The organism is Xanthomarina arctica, assembly GCF_014638915.1.
Lineage (GTDB): Bacteria > Bacteroidota > Bacteroidia > Flavobacteriales > Flavobacteriaceae > Xanthomarina > Xanthomarina arctica.
Window position 1 is genome coordinate 491,045 of record NZ_BMFQ01000001.1, and the last position, 19,412, is coordinate 510,456.

14 protein-coding genes and 1 tRNA gene are annotated in these 19,412 nt (G+C 33.8%); 9 read left to right on the forward strand and 6 right to left on the reverse strand.

What is annotated here, in order from left to right:
- Positions 1–98 precede the first annotated feature (98 nt).
- Together IEV77_RS02120 and IEV77_RS02125 are read left to right on the forward strand one after the other, a co-directional pair.
- A complete protein-coding gene (locus IEV77_RS02120; RefSeq protein WP_188461377.1) occupies positions 99–1,088 on the forward strand; it encodes a dipeptidase in 990 nt (329 codons plus the stop codon).
- 140 nt (positions 1,089–1,228) lie between these two features.
- The gene (locus IEV77_RS02125; RefSeq protein WP_188461379.1) at positions 1,229–2,152 is read left to right on the forward strand and encodes a hypothetical protein; all 924 of its coding nucleotides are present in this window, start codon (positions 1,229–1,231) and stop codon (positions 2,150–2,152) included.
- A 364-nt stretch (positions 2,153–2,516) separates the two neighbouring features.
- Here the strand turns inward: IEV77_RS02125 and IEV77_RS02130 are convergent, their stop codons facing one another.
- The 4 genes from IEV77_RS02130 to IEV77_RS02145 all read right to left on the reverse strand — a co-directional run bounded on the left by IEV77_RS02130 (position 2,517) and on the right by IEV77_RS02145 (position 10,089).
- The gene (locus IEV77_RS02130; RefSeq protein WP_188461381.1) at positions 2,517–6,071 is read right to left on the reverse strand and encodes a T9SS type A sorting domain-containing protein; all 3,555 of its coding nucleotides are present in this window, start codon (positions 6,069–6,071) and stop codon (positions 2,517–2,519) included.
- 431 nt (positions 6,072–6,502) lie between these two features.
- A tRNA-Asn gene (locus IEV77_RS02135) sits at positions 6,503–6,579 on the reverse strand.
- Positions 6,580–6,725: 146 nt separating this feature from the next.
- Positions 6,726–8,072, reverse strand: a complete 1,347-nt coding sequence (gene rseP, locus IEV77_RS02140; protein WP_188461384.1) for an RIP metalloprotease RseP — start codon at positions 8,070–8,072, stop codon at positions 6,726–6,728.
- 79 nt (positions 8,073–8,151) lie between these two features.
- Entirely contained in the window at positions 8,152–10,089 is a 1,938-nt protein-coding gene (locus tag IEV77_RS02145) for a M1 family metallopeptidase (protein ID WP_229736558.1), read from the reverse strand.
- Between the two features lie 94 nt (positions 10,090–10,183).
- Between IEV77_RS02145 and IEV77_RS02150 the strand changes: the two genes are divergently transcribed.
- From IEV77_RS02150 to feoB, 3 genes are all read left to right on the forward strand, one after another.
- Entirely contained in the window at positions 10,184–10,855 is a 672-nt protein-coding gene (locus tag IEV77_RS02150) for an SCO family protein (protein ID WP_188461386.1), read from the forward strand.
- Between the two features lie 72 nt (positions 10,856–10,927).
- Positions 10,928–11,161, forward strand: coding sequence for a FeoA family protein (locus IEV77_RS02155; RefSeq protein ID WP_188461388.1), 234 nt, complete (start codon positions 10,928–10,930; stop codon positions 11,159–11,161).
- Positions 11,154–13,253 carry a ferrous iron transport protein B gene (feoB, locus tag IEV77_RS02160; protein ID WP_188461390.1) on the forward strand — a complete coding sequence of 700 codons (2,100 nt, stop codon included), beginning with the start codon at positions 11,154–11,156 and terminating at the stop codon, positions 13,251–13,253. Before IEV77_RS02155 ends, feoB begins: the two co-directional genes overlap by 8 nt.
- A 164-nt stretch (positions 13,254–13,417) precedes the next feature.
- Here feoB and IEV77_RS02165 read toward each other — a convergent pair whose 3' ends face one another.
- Together IEV77_RS02165 and IEV77_RS02170 are read right to left on the reverse strand one after the other, a co-directional pair.
- Positions 13,418–13,840, reverse strand: coding sequence for a hypothetical protein (locus IEV77_RS02165; protein ID WP_188461392.1), 423 nt, complete (start codon positions 13,838–13,840; stop codon positions 13,418–13,420).
- A gap of 4 nt (positions 13,841–13,844) precedes the next feature.
- Positions 13,845–14,501 (reverse strand): metal-dependent transcriptional regulator, encoded by a 657-nt coding sequence (locus IEV77_RS02170; protein ID WP_188461393.1) that lies wholly within the window; start codon positions 14,499–14,501, stop codon positions 13,845–13,847.
- A gap of 100 nt (positions 14,502–14,601) precedes the next feature.
- Between IEV77_RS02170 and IEV77_RS02175 the strand changes: the two genes are divergently transcribed.
- The 4 genes from IEV77_RS02175 (at position 14,602) to IEV77_RS02190 (ending at position 19,345) form a co-directional block, all read left to right on the forward strand.
- Positions 14,602–16,899, forward strand: coding sequence for a TonB-dependent receptor (locus IEV77_RS02175; protein ID WP_188461396.1), 2,298 nt, complete (start codon positions 14,602–14,604; stop codon positions 16,897–16,899).
- 12 nt (positions 16,900–16,911) lie between these two features.
- Positions 16,912–17,382 (forward strand): thioredoxin family protein, encoded by a 471-nt coding sequence (locus IEV77_RS02180; protein WP_188461398.1) that lies wholly within the window; start codon positions 16,912–16,914, stop codon positions 17,380–17,382.
- 70 nt (positions 17,383–17,452) lie between these two features.
- A complete protein-coding gene (locus IEV77_RS02185) occupies positions 17,453–18,364 on the forward strand; it encodes a metal ABC transporter solute-binding protein, Zn/Mn family (RefSeq protein ID WP_188461400.1) in 912 nt (303 codons plus the stop codon).
- 207 nt (positions 18,365–18,571) lie between these two features.
- Positions 18,572–19,345 carry a metal ABC transporter ATP-binding protein gene (locus tag IEV77_RS02190; RefSeq protein ID WP_188462939.1) on the forward strand — a complete coding sequence of 258 codons (774 nt, stop codon included), beginning with the start codon at positions 18,572–18,574 and terminating at the stop codon, positions 19,343–19,345.
- The last annotated feature ends 67 nt before the right edge of the window (positions 19,346–19,412 follow it).

Below are 19,412 nucleotides of genomic sequence, written 5' to 3' on the forward strand. Positions count from 1 at the left end.
GATCCTTAAATTTGGCTAGCTTGATTGATGGATTAAAAACCAAGAACGAAATTTCTAGTTAGACTCCTCTAGGAAACATCTTAAAAATTGAAATACTCATGAAACACCCAGTTATAGATTTACATTGCGATCTACTCGGTCATATGTTAAACATGCCCAATCCAGATCCTTTCCAACGAGAAGGAATTGGTTGTTCTTTTCCAGCTTTGGCTGAAGGACATGTAAAACTGCAAGTAATGGCCATTTTTACGGCCACCGAAAAGGGAAGCACAGCATTAGCTGTAAGACAGAGTGAGATTTTTGCTTCCTTCCTTGCCAAATACCCAAATCATTGCACCTTAATCCATGATCTAAGTACATTGAATCAAATTGCAACTTCATCCAAATTGGGTATGATTGCAGCCATTGAAAATGCCTCTGGATTTTGTGAAGAGGATGAGCCATTGGACATTGGATTAGAGCGATTGGAACAAATTATCGCCAATACAACGCGAATCTTATATATTGGATTTACACATCATGCAGAAAATAGATTTGGAGGAGGAAATAACAGCCAAGTTGGGTTAAAAGAAGATGGAAAAAGATTGCTTCAGTATTTGAATGGAAGAAAAATTGCAGTCGATTTTTCACATACCAGTGATGCCTTGGCGAAAGATATCCTGGACTATATTTCAAAACACCATTTGGAAGTTCCTATCTTGGCAAGTCATTCGAATTACAGACAGGTTTTCAATCATGCACGCAACCTTCCTGACGACATTGCTAAAGAAATAATCCAACGGGGTGGAATTATTGGGGTTAATTTTTTGAGAGCTTTTGTAAATAACGAGGACTCCAATGCCCTTTACCAGCATATAAATCACGGAATTAAACTTGGAGGTTCAAAAGCCATCTGTTTTGGAGCTGATTATTTTAGTACTAGTACCAATCCTGATCAATCAAGGATTCCTTTTTACTTTAAAGAACATGAAGATGCAAGTCGCTATCCATCTATTCTTCAATCTATTTCACAACAGGTTTCCCCAGACATTATTGAAGATATAAGTAGTGAAAATGTGATAAGGTATCTAACTGAACTTTGGAAGTAATACTTAGATAACCCACTATTAGTCATTAAATTTTTAAATTTGAATAAGAGGAAATGCCATACAACAAGTGTATTTAGTGCCTACCTAACTTTGGGACCACTAAAACCCAGACACAAACCGTTGTATTTAATATAAAAACTATGAATCAGTTATTAAAAGTATTTTGTGTATTAGGCATCTTTTCAGTTATTGGCTGCCAACAAGAAAAGACAGTCTCTACCGACCAAATAAGCTCTATAAAGGAGAAAGATATTACGCCAACAACAAATCAATTTAATACATATTGGTATTCAGGAAAAGCTGAGCTGAATAGCTATGAATTGAAACAATCGCGATATGGAGAAATCCGTGAAGGTGAGGTTGTATTGGTATTTGTTACAGAACCATTTTCAATAGGCAAGCAGGTGAAATTAGATAATCCGCAAGATGCTGAAAAAGATAATGTAACAGTTATGAAATTGAACAACATTAGAAAGTTCAATACAGGTATTTATGATTATTCCATTGTAACCTCAACTTTTACACCGATCGATCTTAAAAAGTATCCCCACACCTTAAAGTCGAATACAAGCATTCAAGAATGGTGTGGCCATACTTTTACTCAACTAAATTTCAAAGACCAAAATTATAACATCAAACAGTTCTCTTATTTTGAAGCTGAGGGAGATACTGAAACAAACATACCTGTAGCACTTCTAGAAGATGAATTAATGACACTTATTCGTTTAAATAAAGGACAACTACCCTTAGGAGAAATCGATATGATTTTCTCGACCATTTACAGTCGTTTTGCTCATCATGATTTAAAAGCGACCAAGGCTAAAATTAGTAAAACGGAAACAGACACTATAGTAACATTTAATATTGTTTACTTGAAATATAACAGGCAGGTTTCTATTGATGTTCAAAAGGAATTCCCTTATAAAATTTTATCATGGACCGAAGATGATGGAGATGGATTGATAACTGAAGCGCGATTGAAAAAAAGTATTAACGAGCCATATTGGAATCAGAAAAGTTTAAAGGATGAAGCTAAGAGAGAAGAACTACAATTGATTAAGTAATTATTTTTTTAACCTACTTGTGAATTCTAGGATGAAAGAACCAACGGGTTTTTTGAGTTTTAAAATGAATTATTTTTAGAACCCACTAATAATTTCGTATTGAGACTTTAAGATACATCCCTTTTAAAAGCACTAAGAATAATTCAATTTGTTCGACCTATGTTGAACCTATATAAAAAACAAAAGCCTCTACATTTCTGTAAAGGCTTTTCCCATTTGGCTCCTCCTCTTAGGCTCGAACCTTAAAGGAGACTAAACTGTATTTCAAACTATTACATTCCTATTAAAAATGATGGTATCCGAATTCTATGCCTTTTTATTATTAATTATTCTAATTTAGTTTTTGCATTGGTTAAGGCAATGTTTATTCCTTAATAACTTTATAAATAGATGCTCTTTCACCTATTGTAACTTTAACCAGATACATACCAGCAGTGAATCTAGACATATCTATTTCCTCCGTTAATGCATTTGACTTATTACTAAACATTTGTTGTCCTAATAAATTGTAAATTTCTACAGATGTTAGCTTATTATTGGCTTCTATATATAATGTGGTATTTGTAGGGTTTGGATGAATTAAAACATATTCTAAATTATTTTCTAATACTGATAAAGTCTCTACTATCTCAGTTGAAACAGTATTTGTTGTAATTGCTGGATTATAATCAAAAAATATATCCGCAGTATTTTCAAATATGTCGCCTAAAACCACATTGTCTTTCGGTTTGATTTTATATGCAATGTAGCCATGGGAATTTGGTTCATTATTGGTGCTATCGGGTAAATAGATGTTGTCAAATATAAAACTTACTTCGCTACCATTCATAATTTCAACCTTTGCTGTATGGCTTAAACTTTCCAGTTGCATGGTTGTCCAATCTAGCTTATCGTCCAATGTGTTCTCGACAAGGACGTTGATGGCACTTGCTGTGCCTGTATTTTGAAAACGTATAAGGTAGTGCAAGTAGTTGTCGGCATCCTCAATTAAGATTTGGGCACCTTCTAGCACAGTGATGTCGTTTGGATCGTATGAACCGATCACTATTTGTTGTAAGGTAAAGACATTGTCTTCCTGAGTTTCGTCTGCTAAAATTGGGTTTATTGTGACCATGGAACTTAAAATGTCATCAATATTTGTGGTAGGTGGTGCAAACACATTAAAATTTAAATCAATGGTTCTTGTTTCAAAGGGTTTTAAGTCAGTGAATTCAAATGTTAATGCGTTGCTGGTTTGGGAGGACACTATTTGACTTGCATTTAAGAATTGAAGTTTGGTATTATCAAACCCAAAATTAATGTTTCCATTTGATTGTGAAGTGCCGCCATTGCTATAAACCAATTGATAGGTGGTGTTAAAACCTGGTCTTGGGTCGTTAAGGGATGGGTAAATGGCAATATTTAAATCGTTTACTGAACCAATAGGCTGAATGCAAAAACTGGCTGTATCTGTATTGCCGGTATTTGTAAAGTTTGACGTATGAGCTATTGGGTTTGAAGTATAGTAATTAGGAAGGTTTGTTATTTGAGTAGTAAATTCGCCTTGGCCTGGGAACAATTGGTAGAAACCATTGTTTAAAGTAAAGCTTGAGTGGTTGTTTGTTCCATCCGTTGTATTGATTAGAAAATTATAAGCTGGGATATAAGAATTGTCACAACCATTGTTGTCTATATCAATGTTTACAATCCCATTGATCTCATTGCTCTGATTTCCTAAATTTTTATACCAAATTACCTGAGTATCATAGTATTCCGATGTACATAAAATATCAAAATCACCATCATTATCGATATCATCTGCATAGACATAGGTGGCTCTACTTAAATTCGCAGTTATGATTTGTTGCGTCCCAAAATCACCTTGACCATCTATGTTTTCGTACCAGGCAATGGTGCCATACGTGTAACCAGATGCAGAAATCACATCATTATCGCCATCACCATCTAAATCTATTGCGAATACCGAGACTGCATTTTCTGCATTGGTTGTAATAATCTGTTGAGGACCGAATGTGCCTTCACCGTCTATATTTTCATACCAAGCTATTTTATTATCCCCACGAGAAGCGGAAAGCACATCATTATCGCCATCCCCATCTAAATCCATACTGTATACGGAATTCGCACCATCTGCACTTGTTGTTATAATTTGTTGCGGTCCAAAATCTCCTTGTCCATCAGTATTTTCATACCAAGCTATTTTGTCATCATCATAAGATGCTGATAGTATATCCATATCGCCATCGCCATCTACATCTGCTACATTTACCGATTTTGGATTATCAACACTGTATAGAATGTTCTCAAGGGGACCAAAATTACCTTGACCATCGGTATTTTCAAACCAAGCAAGATGATTATCATTAGATAAAGTTGCGACTATATCCATATCGTTATCACCATCTAAATCTGCCGCATATATTGATGTTGGACGATTGCAACCTATTATAATAATTTGTGGAGGGCCAAATGTGCCTTGCCCATCTGTGTTTTCATACCAAGCTATTTTCCCAGTACAACTGCCCGTGCCGAAGGATGCAGAAATGACATCCATATCTCCATCGCCATCTATATCTGTTGTGAAGACTGAACTAGGGTTATAACTATCAGTTGTTATGATTTTTTGCGGTCCATAAGCACCCAGCCCATTTGTGTTTTCATACCAGGCAATGTTGCCATAGGTAGAACTAGATGCAGTGAGCACATCTAAATCGCCATCACCATCTAAATCTGCCGCATAAACACATTGGTTATAGCCTGGATTGCTAATTATAGGATGTTCTATTGCAAATGAGCCTAGGCCATCTGTATTTTCGTGCCACACTATTTTATCATCTTCAGAGGAAGATGAAATGACATCCATATCTCCGTCCCCATCTAGATCTGTGGGATAAATTGAAAGCACAAAATGGGCATTTTCAGTAATAAGTTGTTCCATTCCAAAATTACCATTACCATCAGTGTTTTCATACCAAGCAACTTTATCATCCCCTGAGGACGATGAAATGACATCCATATCTCCGTCTCCATCCACATCTCTTGCATATGCGTTGTTGGCACCGAGTGCATTGGAAGAAATAATTTGTAGTTCACCAAATGTCCCCTGGCCATCCATATTTTCATACCAAGCTATTTTGTCATAATATATTGATGTGAGGACGTCCATATCGCCATCATTATCCAAATCGCTCGCATATAATGATTGTGCATTATTGACGGTAGATATGTTTATTTGAGGCCCTAGGTTGCCTAACCCATCCGTATTTTCTTGCCAGGCCAGCCTATCTGACAAATACACTACATCCATATCGCCATCGCCATCCATATCAACTGAGTTGATAATATTTATATGACCCACGTTGGTTGCTATGGAGTGCTGAACTCCAAAAGTGCCTAACCCATCTGTGTTTTCGTACCAAATAATGCCATTACCATCACTATCTGGAGACAGTATATCCATATCTCCGTCGCCATCAAAATCAACCATCACTAAAGAGTTAACTGAATGGGCGTCAGTAGCAACCACTTGTTCTTCACCAAAAGCACCAAGGCCATCAGTATTTTCAAACCAAACTATTTTGTAATCATAATTTGAGTTGGAAACTACATCCAAATCGCCATCGCCATCGAAATCGGTAGCAGAAACAAAGGATGCACCACTAACCCCAATGGAAATAACTTTTTGTAGACCAAAATAGCCTTGCCCATCCACATTCTCATACCAGGCTATTTTATTATCATTAGAAGAAGCGGACAATATATCCATGTCTCCATCTCCATCTAAATCTGCAGAAAAAATGGTGTTTATTCCATCTACAGAGACCGTTCGGTCTGTAATGACATTTTCCTGAAACGCTATTTGTGAAAAACTCAACTGTAAATGAAAAATGAAAATAATTACAAGGTAAAACTGTTTCATATCTATAAATCTTAACTTTACGAATAAACAAATTCTGTAGCGAACATAAAAACTCCAAAGCTATATTTTCGATATAATACACAATTTATTGTCTTTGAATTTTAAATGAATAAATGTTTTGATAAAAAAAATTATTCAGGCTTAGTTTGTTTTTCACCAACGATCTACTCGTTCCCTATCTATGACACTTCAATTCTATTACTCCAATGTTAGTATTTTTAACTAAAAACATAAACTTAATCACTATGTTTTATTTTTGCCATTTATTTAAATTTTAAACAACTTAAATAGAAAAGCACTCCCTTGAAGAATTCAAAATTTTAAAAAATGGTTTAATATAATATAGAAAGAATAATCCAATTTGTTGAACCTATGTTGAACCCATATAAAATAAAAAAGCCCTTACATTTCTGTAAAGGCTTATTCCCATTTGGCTCCTCCTCTTAGGCTCGAACTAAGGACCCTCTGATTAACAGTCAGATGCTCTAACCAACTGAGCTAAGGAGGAGTGTTGCTTTCTTTTTAAGTCTTTTTTCTGACTTCCACATTTCCTAAACTATCTAAAATTAGAGTTGTTTTGTAGTGTGTTTTTTCGCGTTAGCGAGCGCAAATATATATGTTATTTTAGATATTACAAACTTTTTTTAAAAAAATTTAATTAAAAATTGCTTTAAATATATCGTTCCCGTTTGCAAATAAAACCAACCCGATTAAAAGAATAAAACCAACCAATTGTGCATACTCTAAAAATTTGTCGCTTGGCTTTCTTCCAGAGATCATTTCATATAGCAAAAACATCACATGACCACCATCTAAAGCTGGAATTGGTAATAAATTTAAAACCCCTAGCATAATGGATAAAAAGGCTGTAATGTTCCAAAACACCTGCCAGCTCCAAAAGCTTGGAAAGATATCATAAATAGCTTTAAAACCACCAACACCCTTGTAAGCTCCTGTACTTGGCGTAAAAATAGCTTTGAATTGTGTGATATAAGATGATATTTTATCACCCGTCTTTTCAATTCCCACAGGAATAGACTCTAAGAAACCATAACTTTTAGTTTCATAGGTATAATAACCCAAGGCTTCTAAAGTTTCTGAAGTCGCACCAGATGCATATATCAAACTCAATTTACCATCATCGCTAATGGTTAAAGGTATTTGAATGGTTTCTTTATTTCTTAAAATAGTAGCTTCCACTTCTTGACCTTTTAAAGTTTCAAGTGCGGGAATAACCTCGTCAATATACTTTGTTTCTTGTCCGTTAAAACCAATTATAATATCGCCTTTTAAAATACCACTCCCTTTATTGAAAGAAGAATCTGGTACCTCAGCAATAATAAAAGGCATACGCAAATCAATAAACTTCTTTTCTTTAGAGTCTATTAACTGTGCTAAAAAATCTTGTGGTAACGTAACGGTCGACTGTTGCCCGTTTCTTTCTATTACAATATTTTTTCCAAATAGTACTTTTTCAGGTATTTGAGAGAAGTCTTCAATAATCTCGCCATCTACAGAAACAATTTTGTCCCCAGTAAGTAATCCTGCATTGTTCGCTGCCGTACTTTCAACTAAAACGCCATCTTTAATATTTTCAACAGGAAGAAATCTATCTCCATAGAAATAGCTCATTCCTATATATATAACAACTGCTAAAAGGAAGTTAACTGTGACACCACCAAGCATAATGATTAAACGTTGCCAGGCTGGTTTGGAACGAAATTCCCATGGTTGTGGTGGTAAAGCCATTTGCTCTTTGTCCATGCTTTCGTCTATCATTCCTGATATCTTAACATAACCTCCAAGTGGCAACCATCCTATTCCGTAAACGGTATCCCCAATCTTCTTTTTAAATAAAGAAAACTTAATATCGAAAAATAAGTAAAACTTTTCTACTCTAGTTTTAAAAAGCTTTGCAGGAATAAAATGTCCTAACTCATGCAAAACAATTAATAATGAAAGACTCAATAAAAATTGAGATATTTTTATAACAAACTCCATGTAAATTCTTGTCTAATGTAAATTAATCTGCAAAAGTAGTCTTTTAGCATGATTTAGAAAACAAATACAACCGTATTCCCTAGTTTTTTAACACCGATTTATTAATTACCCCAAGATTGGTTTCTAATTGAACAAAAAACATACCTGTAGGTAAAGAAGAGAAGTCTAAATTACTGGTCCATGGCGTTGTAATTAAAAGCTGACCTAAGGTATTATAAACGTTAATCTTATTTACTGTTATATTTTGAGGCTTTGAAATTGTTATATTTTGAGCTGTAGGATTGGGATAAATACTAAACTGATTGTCTAATTCTACACTATTAATACCCAAGAGAACGGTGTTATTTCTTGAAATTAAATCTACTTCTGGATCAAAAAGAATGTTAGCTACTGGAAATGTTACGGCTCTTAAAAATATTTCGTTATTTGTTGTATTGTCTAGAACCAGATCTAAAACCTCTCCAGAAGTTCCTATAACCCTTATTGGAACTGGTGCTTCAAAAAAGGAAACTGATGCATTACTTTGAGTTTGTGCAATGGAAACCCTTATCTGGCTTTCATTAGTCTGTTGCCATTCTATGGTATAACTTGGATACCCTTGATTGTATATCCAATCGTTAAAAAACTCTGTTAAGTCCTGCCCGCTAGCTGTTTCCATAACAGCTTTATAATCTTCAGTTTTCGCATAAGCATAAGACAAATTAACATCTGTTAAATAATTTTGCATGCCCTGAAAAAAGGTTTCATCGCTTAACTTTTTTCGTAGCATATGGGTTACCATAGCGCCTTTGTTATAACTCAACCTACTACTAAAAATTCTATTTACGCTTAAAGTATCCGAATCTGTTAAATAAACAGCTCCTCCACTTTGTGAGGTTATTGAACTATTTAATGATTCCTTCCAACTAATAAAAGAACTATTACCATCTAAATTTTCAATAACTAATCCAGATAAATAAGTAGCAAAACCTTCATTTAACCAGATATCTTTCCAGCTTCCACAAGTTACTTTATCTCCAAACCATTGATGTCCTAATTCGTGTGCAATTAAGCCTCTTCCAAAACTTCCCATAAAAGAAACCGTTGTATGTTCCATACCTCCACCCCAACCAAATTGGGCATGTCCGTATTTTTCATTTGCAAAAGGATATTCTCCAAACAAATCGGTGTAAAGATTCATAATATCGACTGTAACAGGTGTACTAGCTTCTGCATAGTCCAAATCTTCCGGATAGACATAATTGATAATCTCAAACGGATCTCCATTATTAGGAACATTGTGCGAATAAACAGCATAGTTAGTTACTGCCATTGCCACCAAATAAGCAGGAATAGGATATTGATGCTTATAATGCGTAGTTTTAAAAGATCCATTAATAGTTTGACTCTGCTCCAAACCATTAGAAACTGCAATATATTCTTCGTTTGAAGGATTATTTATAGGTGTGGTAATATACACATCCAAGTTATCTATCTTATCAATTAAATCTTGTTTACATGGCCACCATCCCATAGCTCCATAAGGCTCGGAAAGTGTCCAAACTATTGGGTCGCCATTATGAGTTGTTTGTTCAAAAGAACCAAAACCAGAACTTATTGGATTTCCAGAATAACTTATGGTTAATGAGTCTAAAACTCCCATATTTTGAACCTGGTTTAAGGTAATTACCAATTCATCTTCAGAATTTTGAACATAAGAAAGTGGTGTTCCTCTCTGTAAAATCTGAGAAACAACCATATTATTTGACAGTTCGAAAGTTACTTCCGAAAGATTTTCTTTAGCCTCAAAGTAAGTAGTCACATCTCCTGAAATAAAAGCTTGAGTTGGGTCCACATCTAGTTCTAATCTATGGTAAGTCACATCGTAATTTCCAGTATTCATGTTAACACGATGAAGTATTTTGTTTAAAGCCGCCTTTGTTTCGGCTTCTCTAATCATTTCCATGGATTCAGTATAATTTTGTCCAAAAGAAATTAATGGAAATACAATGAGAAGGTAATTTATTATTTTTTTCAAAACGTTATATTTAAGTTGTTAAAAATACCGAATAAAAGACTAACCTATCGTATTTTTGCTTATAATTCTTATAAGTAATTTCAAATTTAAGTACATGCTTTCATTTTTTAAAGATTACAAATACTTCGCTATTGTATTCGCAATAATATCTCTGATTATCGTTTCTATAATTTACAATATTTTCGATGTTTACAAGCCTCTTCCCATCTATCAACCAGCTATGGTAAATACCGAAATGGTGGATAGCACCATTCAGTACGTAAAAAAATATCATAAAATCGCCGATTTCAGTTTAACAAATCAAAATGGCGAAACCATCACTCAGGACACGTATAAAGATAAAATTTATGTGGCCGATTTCTTTTTTACAACCTGCCAAACCATCTGTCCAATCATGACAGATCATATGGCCATAATTCAAAAAGAAATTATGAATGACCCGGATGTCATGTTACTATCTCATTCTGTAACACCTGTTATTGATAGTGTACCTCAACTTAAAAAATATGCCATTAAAAAAGGTGTTAATGATGCCAAATGGAATTTAGTTACAGGAGATAAAAAACAAATCTACTCCCTAGCACGAAAAAGTTATTTAGCTGTTAAAACGGATGGGAATGGAGATGAATTTGACATGATTCATACCGAAAACTTTATGTTAATTGATAAAAAACGACAGATAAGAGGTTATTATGACGGAACAAATCCTGAAGATATTTCGCGCTTAATTGATGATATTCAAATCTTAAAAGAAGAATATAAATAGTTTTTTGTTTACAATTTTTTTACACTAATAATTTAACTTATTTTTGCTTCTTTAAAATCAATCTAAATAAGCTTGGAAGTTACCGTAGCACATCTTAAAAGAGGAGAAAAGGCCATCATTGTTGATGTTTCTTCCATAAATATTCCATTAAAACTCTTAGAAATGGGTTGTTTACCTGGGAACGAGGTAGAACTTGTTCAATTGGCTCCATTTTCAGATCCTATGTATCTTAAAATAAATGGAACCCATTTAGCAATAAGAAAAGAAACGGCTATTCATATTATAATTGAAATAACTAATGAGTAAGCAGATAAATGTTGCCTTAATAGGAAACCCGAATACTGGAAAAACATCCGTTTTTAATGCCCTAACTGGATTAAACCAAAAAGTTGGAAATTATCCAGGAATTACTGTTGAAAAAAAGGAAGGGATTTGTAAACTTCCTCGAGGCGTCAAAGCTCATATCATAGATTTACCTGGAACATATAGTCTTAACGCATCTTCTTTAGACGAAAATGTGGTTATTGAATTGCTATTAAATAAAAACGATAAAGATTTCCCAGATGTTGCTGTAGTAGTAAGCGATGTCGAAAACCTAAAACGAAATTTACTTTTATTTACTCAAATTAAAGATTTAGAGATTCCTACCATTCTTGTTATTAACATGGCAGATAGAATGAAATATAAAGGGATTTCTTTGGATATACCATATTTAGAAGCAGAGCTTAATACGAAGATTGCCATTGTAAGTACAAGAAAAAAAGAAGGTATAGACAATTTAAAAGAGTTGATTTCTAATTTCAAGGAACTCTCTATAACGCCTTGTTTAAGTGCTTCTGAAATAGATAAAGAGTATTTCGATAACTTACGTAAGGCCTTTCCAAATCAGTTATTATACAAACTTTGGTTAGTAATTACGCAAGATGTTAACTTTGGAAAAACGGATAGAAACGTTATAGATGCAGTTGCCGATTTTAAAACTAAGACGAAAGCAGATTTAAAGAAATTACAGCAAAAAGAAACTATAAAACGCTATCAGTTTATAAATAACACCCTTAAAAAAGGTCAAAACATAGATCTTAGTACGGCTAAAGATTTAAGAATTAGATTAGATAGAATTTTAACCCACAAAGTTTGGGGTTATGTTATTTTTCTTTTTATTTTATTAACCATTTTCCAAGCCATTTACGATTGGTCTGCCATTCCAATGGATTTTATAGATAGTGCTTTTGCTTCATTAAGCGAATGGACAAAAAATGCTCTTCCTGAAGGTGCTCTTACTAGTTTATTAGCCGAAGGAATTATTCCTGGCCTTGGTGGAATCGTTATATTTATTCCACAAATTGCTTTTCTGTTCTTATTTATTTCAGTTCTTGAAGAGAGTGGATATATGAGTCGCGTGGTCTTTTTAATGGATCGAGGAATGCGTCGCTTTGGATTAAGCGGGAAAAGTGTTGTACCATTAATTTCTGGAACTGCTTGTGCTATTCCAGCTATTATGGCAACTAGAAATATTGAAAGCTGGAAAGAACGTTTAATTACTATTTTGGTAACGCCTTTTACAACGTGTTCGGCCAGACTTCCTGTTTATTTAATTATAATCTCCTTAGTCATTCCTGAAGGTCGTTTTCTTGGTCTAGGTTATCAAGCCTTAACCCTAATGCTTCTGTATTTAATAGGTTTTGCATCTGCTCTAATTTCAGCTATGATTTTAAATAAGGTTTTAAAAATTAAAAGCAAATCGTTTTTTGTAGTCGAAATGCCAAATTATAAACTCCCATTAATAAAAAATGTCGCTTTAACAGTTGTAGAAAAAACAAAGTCGTTTGTATTTGGTGCCGGAAAAATAATATTAGCTATTTCCATCGTACTTTGGTTCTTAGCCTCTTATGGACCAGGTGACCAATTTAATAATGCCGAGGAAATTGTAACAGAAAAATTTGCTTCCGATAATCTAACTGAAGACGAATTACAACAAGAAATTGCTTCTCAAAAACTAGAATATTCCTTTATAGGATTAGCGGGAAGAGCTATTGAACCTGCTATAAGGCCTTTGGGTTACGACTGGAAAATTGGTATTGCAATTGTAAGCTCTTTTGCTGCAAGAGAAGTATTTGTAGGAACCTTAGCAACTATATATAGTGTTGGAAGTGATGATGAAGATACTATTAAAAACCGAATGGCTGGCGAAGTAAACCCTATTTTAGGTGGCCCGCTTTTTAATTTTGCTTCTGGTATTTCATTAATGCTGTTCTATGCCTTTGCTATGCAATGCATGAGCACACTTGCTGTTGTAAAACGTGAAACAAATAGCTGGAAATGGCCTATTTTACAATTAGTACTTATGAGCGCTTTTGCTTATGTAGTGGCCCTAATTGCCTATCAAATTTTGATTTAAGGTTTTAGTATAAAATACGACTGAATAATTATGAATGATATTCTACAAAATATTCTAGCTTTCGCAGCCCTTTTTATAGCTCTAGGCTTTTTGGTGAAGAAATTCTTCTGGAAAAAACCGAAACCCAAAAATGGTATTAAAATCCATGATTGCGATAATTGCCATTAATTACTCATTTCAAGTTGTAAATAATAGTCTTCTTTTTTAATCTTTTCTCTAGATTTTTTTGGATAAGGTAAAACAGAATTTGCAAGTATTGTCTTATCTTCATTGGAATATAAGCTTCTTAATTCTTTAGCTTTAGTTTTTCCTGGTTCAAAAACCATTTCTTTTTGTTCTAGTAAAGTATCGTTTTCATATATTTCAATTAAAGCGACTACTTGCCCTGCCCAAATACATGTAACATCTTCTGGACAACGAGAATCCGTTAACACATCTACAAATTTAATCGAAATAGCATCTACGTGATAGGTTTTTCCCAAGTGTAATTTTGTTACAATTTTTGGAGCTTCAACCTTAATTTTAACCGAGTCTTGAGCATGAATGAAAAAACTAGAAAACAAACAGATTATAAATACAGCTCTCATCCTATTATAGTTTTTGAATATATAAATTATGTGCCACACTACTAGAAACCATCATTATAGTACCATTTACTTTTATTTTTATGGAATTATCAAAGACTTCTTTATGTAATACTTCAATTTTTGTTCCAAGCTCTATCAGGTTATTATTTAAATATTGTAAAAATTCAGAAGAGCTATCATTCACTCCTACACAACTATAGATTTCTCCAGTTTGAGATTGAGACAACTTAATTTTTTCAATAAAAATAAAATCACCATTCTTGTCTGGAATAGGATCTCCATGTGGATCATGAGTTGGGTGTCCCAAAAAAGCATCCAATTTATCAATTAGTTTTTGAGATTTAATATGTTCTAACTGTTCAGCAATGTCATGAACCTCATCCCATGAAAACTGTAACTTATCCACCAAAAACACTTCCCATAATCGATGTTTTCTAATAACACCAATAGCTATTTCATTACCTGTTTCAGTAAGTATAGCTCCTTGGTATTTTTTATAATTTACATACAATTTATCCGCTAATTTTTTCACCATATCCGTTGCAGAAGAAGCTTTTGTATTCATGGAATCGGCTAAAGCGTTGGTACTCACCATTTCTTTCCCATGTTTACTTAAGTGATAAATAGCTTTAATGTAATTTTCTTCTGTTAGAGTAATCATCTTCATTTTTGTATATGAACAAATATAAAATAATTAAATAACAAAAGTAATTTTAGACTAATCTAAAAATATTTTTATATTTGTGCAAAATATATTTAACATGAGACTAATTGCGTTGATATTTCTATTCAGCATTGGAAGCTATGCACAAAATAATCACAGCATTAATGGAACCGTAAGTTCTGAAGGCATGCCTCTTAAATTTGCCAGCATTTATTTAAAAGGAACAACAACTGGATCTACTTCAGATGCATCTGGAAACTACCTCATAAAGAATATTGAACCTGGAGATTACACCTTAATAGTATCTTACACAGGCTTTTCAACAAAAAATGTAAACATTAGCATTACAGATAAAAATTTGACTATTAACTTCGAGTTGGATAGTGGTGACGCCCTAGATGAAGTTGTTATCACGGGCACACGAACTAGAAAAAAGAGAACCAATTCTGCCATAATTGTAAGTCTTATTGACAGTGAAACTTTAAAACAGGTAGTGGCTACAGATTTATCTGAAGGTTTACGTTTTCAACCAGGTCTTCGTGTTGAAAAAGATTGTCAAACTTGTAACTATTCACAAATTAGAATTAATGGCTTACAAGGTGGCTACTCTCAAATTATTATTAATGGGCGTCCCATATTTAGTCCCTTGACAGGCTTGTATGGTTTAGAACAAATTCCTGTAAACATGATTGAACGAATAGAGGTCGTAAGAGGTGGTGTTTCTGCTCTCTATGGCTCAAGCGCCATTGGAGGAACCATAAATGTTATCACTAAAATTCCAAAACAAAATAATTATAGCTTTGGATACTTGTTCGAATCCATTGATGGTAGTGCAACACAAAGCATTTTTAATGGCAACGCCACAGTGGTTAGCAAAGACTTCAAATCTGGAGCGAATTTTTTTGTAAGCAATCGTAAAAGATCAGCTTATGATGCTAATGGCGACAACTATTCGGAATTACCAGAATTGAAAGACAATTCCTTTGGTGTTAATGCCTTTTATTTACCTACAGAAAATTCAAAATTAGAATTGAGTGTAAGCAGTATATTTGAGTATCGTTATGGAGGAGAAATAGTCGATAAACCTGCCCATCTAGCACAACAATCTGAAGAGCGAGATCATCGCGTACTTATGGGAAGTTTGGATTATCAAATTAATTTTAATGATGATAAAAGTTCGTTAATATTATATTATGGTGGCCAACTTACCGATCGAGACCATTATACCGGTATTTTTCCTGATGATGAATTGGAAGTTCAAGCTTTTTATAAAAACCCTCCTTATGGCATTTCAGAAGTTGAGACTCATCAAGCCGGTGCACAATTCAACCAAAAATTCAATGATTTTTTAGGAGGCCAAACAGTTCTTACTGGTGGAGCAGAATATATATATGATTCTGTTTTTGATGAAATCCCTACGTACAACTATTTAATAGACCAGACTACTACCGATCTTGGTGTTTTTGTTCAGAATGATTGGGATATAACAAAATCTCTAAATTTCCTTTCTGGATTTAGAATAGATAAACAAAATTTGGTAGAGAATGTTATTTTTAGTCCAAGAATGGCATTACTATATAAATTAAAGGAAACCACACAATTCCGTCTAGGTTGGGGAACGGGATTTCGAGCACCACAGGCATTTGATACAGATTTGCACATTGCCTTTTCTGGTGGTGGCGTTTCAAGGATTTCGCTTGCTGATGATTTGGTTGAAGAACGCTCCAATAGTTTTACAGCATCCGTAAATTACGATAAAGCTACTGAACATTTTATTGCAGGATTTACCATCGATGGATTCTACACCCATTTAGATAATGCTTTTTATCAGCATCCTTTAGGGGAAGATGAATTTGGTGAACGTTTCGAAAAACGAAATGGCAGTGGAGCAACTGTACAAGGTGTCACTCTAGAAGCACGAGCAAATTTTGATTACATATTTGAAGTCAATGCAGGTTTCACAATCCAATCAAGCTTATACGACGATCCGGTTGAAAATATTCAAGGTTTAGAATCCAAACGTGAATTCTTACGAACACCAAACCATTATGGCTTTGCAACTTTTACTTACACACCCCTAAAAAAATTAAATATAAATGCGAATTTGATCTATACTGGTCAAATGGAAATTATTCATTTTTCTGGAGAGAATACAGGACAAACTGTAGATGAGTATAGCACAACTCCTTCTTTTCTAGAATTAAGTTTAAATGCTACTTATACATTAGATGTTACAAAACTTAATACTAGTTTAGAGTTTTCAGGTGGCGTAAAAAACCTAACCAACAGTTATCAAGATGACTTCGATATTGGTAAAAACAGAGATAGTAATTATATTTATGGTCCAGGATCTCCACGTTCCGTGTTTTTAGGACTTACAATTCAATCGCTTTAAATTTGATAATACATGTGTAAAATTTATGTTCTTATTTTCATATTTACTTGGAGCACGACAAGCCTTTCTCAAGAAAAAAAGACTATCCAATGGTTAAGTTTTGAACAATTGTCGGATTCCCTCGAGAACAAACCAAAAAAAGTATTTATTGACTTTTATGCCGATTGGTGCGCGCCATGCTTAAAAATGCAACGAGAGGTTTTTAGTGACGAAAATGTCATAAAGATTCTAAATGAAGATTATTATGCCATACAAATGAATGTTGAAAGCACAGATACTATTCATTTTGGAAATCAAACTTTTATAAATAAACGAACTAAAAAAAGAAATCCAGTTCATGAAATTCCACTACTAATGGCTAGTCAGAAAAACAAGCCCTTCACATTGCCTGCATTAATTTTTTTTGATGAGAATTTCCAAGCTACAAGTCGCTATTTTCAGTATCTAAATATAAAACAGTTTTTAAGCATTATCTCAAAGTAACTACACAAAGTGTTATTATCAGTATACCATGATTAAATTTTTAGTAAATTCGCAATATATATTTAGACTTATGAAAAAATTAATTTTCACATTGTTATTGTTTGGATTATTTTTCAATTGTAAAAACGAAAAACAAAGCAACGGCAAACTAGACGTTGTAACCACAACGACTATGATTACGGATTTAGTGAAAAATGTTGGTGGTGATAAAATAAATATTCAGGGCTTAATGGGGTCAGGAGTTGATCCACATTTGTATAAAGCCAGCGAGGGTGATGTTTCCAAATTAGCCAATGCCGATATCATTTTTTATGGCGGACTACACTTAGAGGGTAAATTGGTAGAAGTTTTTGAAAAAATGGGGCATCAAAATATTAAAACTGTAGCAGTTTCTGATGCCTTAGATCAAACAACACTTATTTCATCTGAATCTTTTGCGGGAAACTACGACCCACACATCTGGTTTAATGTCGATTACTGGATTGAAATTACGCAGTATGTTGCAGAACAATTATCTGAAGCTGACCCAGAGAATGAAGCTTATTTTGAAGCAAATGCAAAAACCTACATAGAAAAACTAACCGTTTTAAATGAAAATTTAATAACCACTATCGAAACACTTCCTCAGGAAAAACGTATTTTAGTAACTGCTCATGATGCTTTTAGTTACTTTGGAAAAAAATACAATTTTGAAGTTGTTGGCTTACAAGGTCTTTCAACAGCAACAGAAGCTGGAGTTCAAGATGTTCAAAAGCTAGCAGCTTTTATTATTGACAAAAAAGTGAAGGCTATTTTTGTTGAAAGTTCGGTTCCAAAAAGAACCATAGAATCTTTACAGGCTGCCGTTAAGTCTAAAGATCATGATGTTATTATTGGAGGCACTCTGTATTCTGATGCTTTAGGAAATGCAGATTCCATTGAAGGAACTTACATTGGTATGTTTGAATTTAATGTGAACACGATAGTTAATGCTTTGAAATAACAAATTCCTGCGAAGACAGGAATCTCATAGTTAAAGTGAAAGCCTCAGGTCTATTTAATTGGTGTTTATTCAAATTTAGAAATAAGGAATAGAAAGCGAAGCTGATATGAAATTTCAAATATGATTGATGATATAGCAATTCTCAAATATTGATTATAATCTTTTGGTTCATTTTGCTTTAAAAATAAAATGAACAGAATTAAAATTATGAAAGAACCATCTGAAAAAAAAGAGATTCCTGCCTCCGCAGGAAGAATAGCAGTTCAAGTAGACGATTTAACAGTTGCCTACAATTACAAGCCCGTACTTTGGGATATCGATTTAGAAATTCCTGAAGGTGTTCTTATGGCTATTGTTGGCCCAAATGGCGCAGGAAAATCCACATTAATTAAATCTATTTTAGGAATTCTTAAACCTATTGCTGGAAGTGTAAGCATCTATGGAAAACCGTATGACCAACAACGCAAACTTGTCGCTTATGTCCCACAAAAAGGGAGTGTCGATTGGGATTTCCCAACCACAGCATTAGATGTGGTCATGATGGGAACTTATGGCAGTTTAGGCTGGATTAAACGTCCAGGACAAAAAGAAAAAAAGGCCGCTCTCGAAGCTTTAGAAAAAGTTGGAATGCTTCCTTTTAAGTCCAGACAAATCAGTCAGCTTTCTGGCGGACAACAACAACGTATATTTTTGGCCCGTGCCCTAGTACAGGATGCCTCTATTTATTTCATGGATGAACCATTTCAAGGGGTCGATGCCACCACTGAAATTGCCATCATAAATATTTTAAAAGAATTAAGAAAATCTGGAAAAACGGTTATTGTCGTGCATCACGATTTACAAACAGTTCCGGAATATTTCGATTGGGTGACATTTTTAAATGTAAAGAAAATAGCAACCGGTCCAGTTAAAGACATCTTTAATGATGATAACTTAACAAAAACTTACGGAATTAATTATAAAGTCAGCATTCAGGAGTAAAAAAGCATTCAGTGTTCAGTGGCAGTTTGCAGTGCTTACTCTTATGAAAAAAAAATCAATATAAATG

Excerpts from the sequence above, each read along its gene's own strand:
- IEV77_RS02180 (WP_188461398.1), top strand. The coding sequence starts at position 16,912 with ATGTGTAAAATTTATGTTCTTATTTTCATATTTACTTGGAGCACGACA.
- IEV77_RS02170 (WP_188461393.1), bottom strand. The coding sequence starts at position 14,501 with ATGATTACTCTAACAGAAGAAAATTACATTAAAGCTATTTATCACTTA.
- IEV77_RS02125 (WP_188461379.1), top strand. The coding sequence starts at position 1,229 with ATGAATCAGTTATTAAAAGTATTTTGTGTATTAGGCATCTTTTCAGTT.
- IEV77_RS02185 (WP_188461400.1), top strand. The coding sequence starts at position 17,453 with ATGAAAAAATTAATTTTCACATTGTTATTGTTTGGATTATTTTTCAAT.
- rseP (WP_188461384.1), bottom strand. The coding sequence starts at position 8,072 with ATGGAGTTTGTTATAAAAATATCTCAATTTTTATTGAGTCTTTCATTA.
- IEV77_RS02175 (WP_188461396.1), top strand. The coding sequence starts at position 14,602 with ATGAGACTAATTGCGTTGATATTTCTATTCAGCATTGGAAGCTATGCA.
- IEV77_RS02165 (WP_188461392.1), bottom strand. The coding sequence starts at position 13,840 with ATGAGAGCTGTATTTATAATCTGTTTGTTTTCTAGTTTTTTCATTCAT.
- IEV77_RS02130 (WP_188461381.1), bottom strand. The coding sequence starts at position 6,071 with ATGAAACAGTTTTACCTTGTAATTATTTTCATTTTTCATTTACAGTTG.
- feoB (WP_188461390.1), top strand. The coding sequence starts at position 11,154 with ATGAGTAAGCAGATAAATGTTGCCTTAATAGGAAACCCGAATACTGGA.
- IEV77_RS02120 (WP_188461377.1), top strand. The coding sequence starts at position 99 with ATGAAACACCCAGTTATAGATTTACATTGCGATCTACTCGGTCATATG.
- IEV77_RS02190 (WP_188462939.1), top strand. The coding sequence starts at position 18,572 with ATGAAAGAACCATCTGAAAAAAAAGAGATTCCTGCCTCCGCAGGAAGA.
- IEV77_RS02150 (WP_188461386.1), top strand. The coding sequence starts at position 10,184 with ATGCTTTCATTTTTTAAAGATTACAAATACTTCGCTATTGTATTCGCA.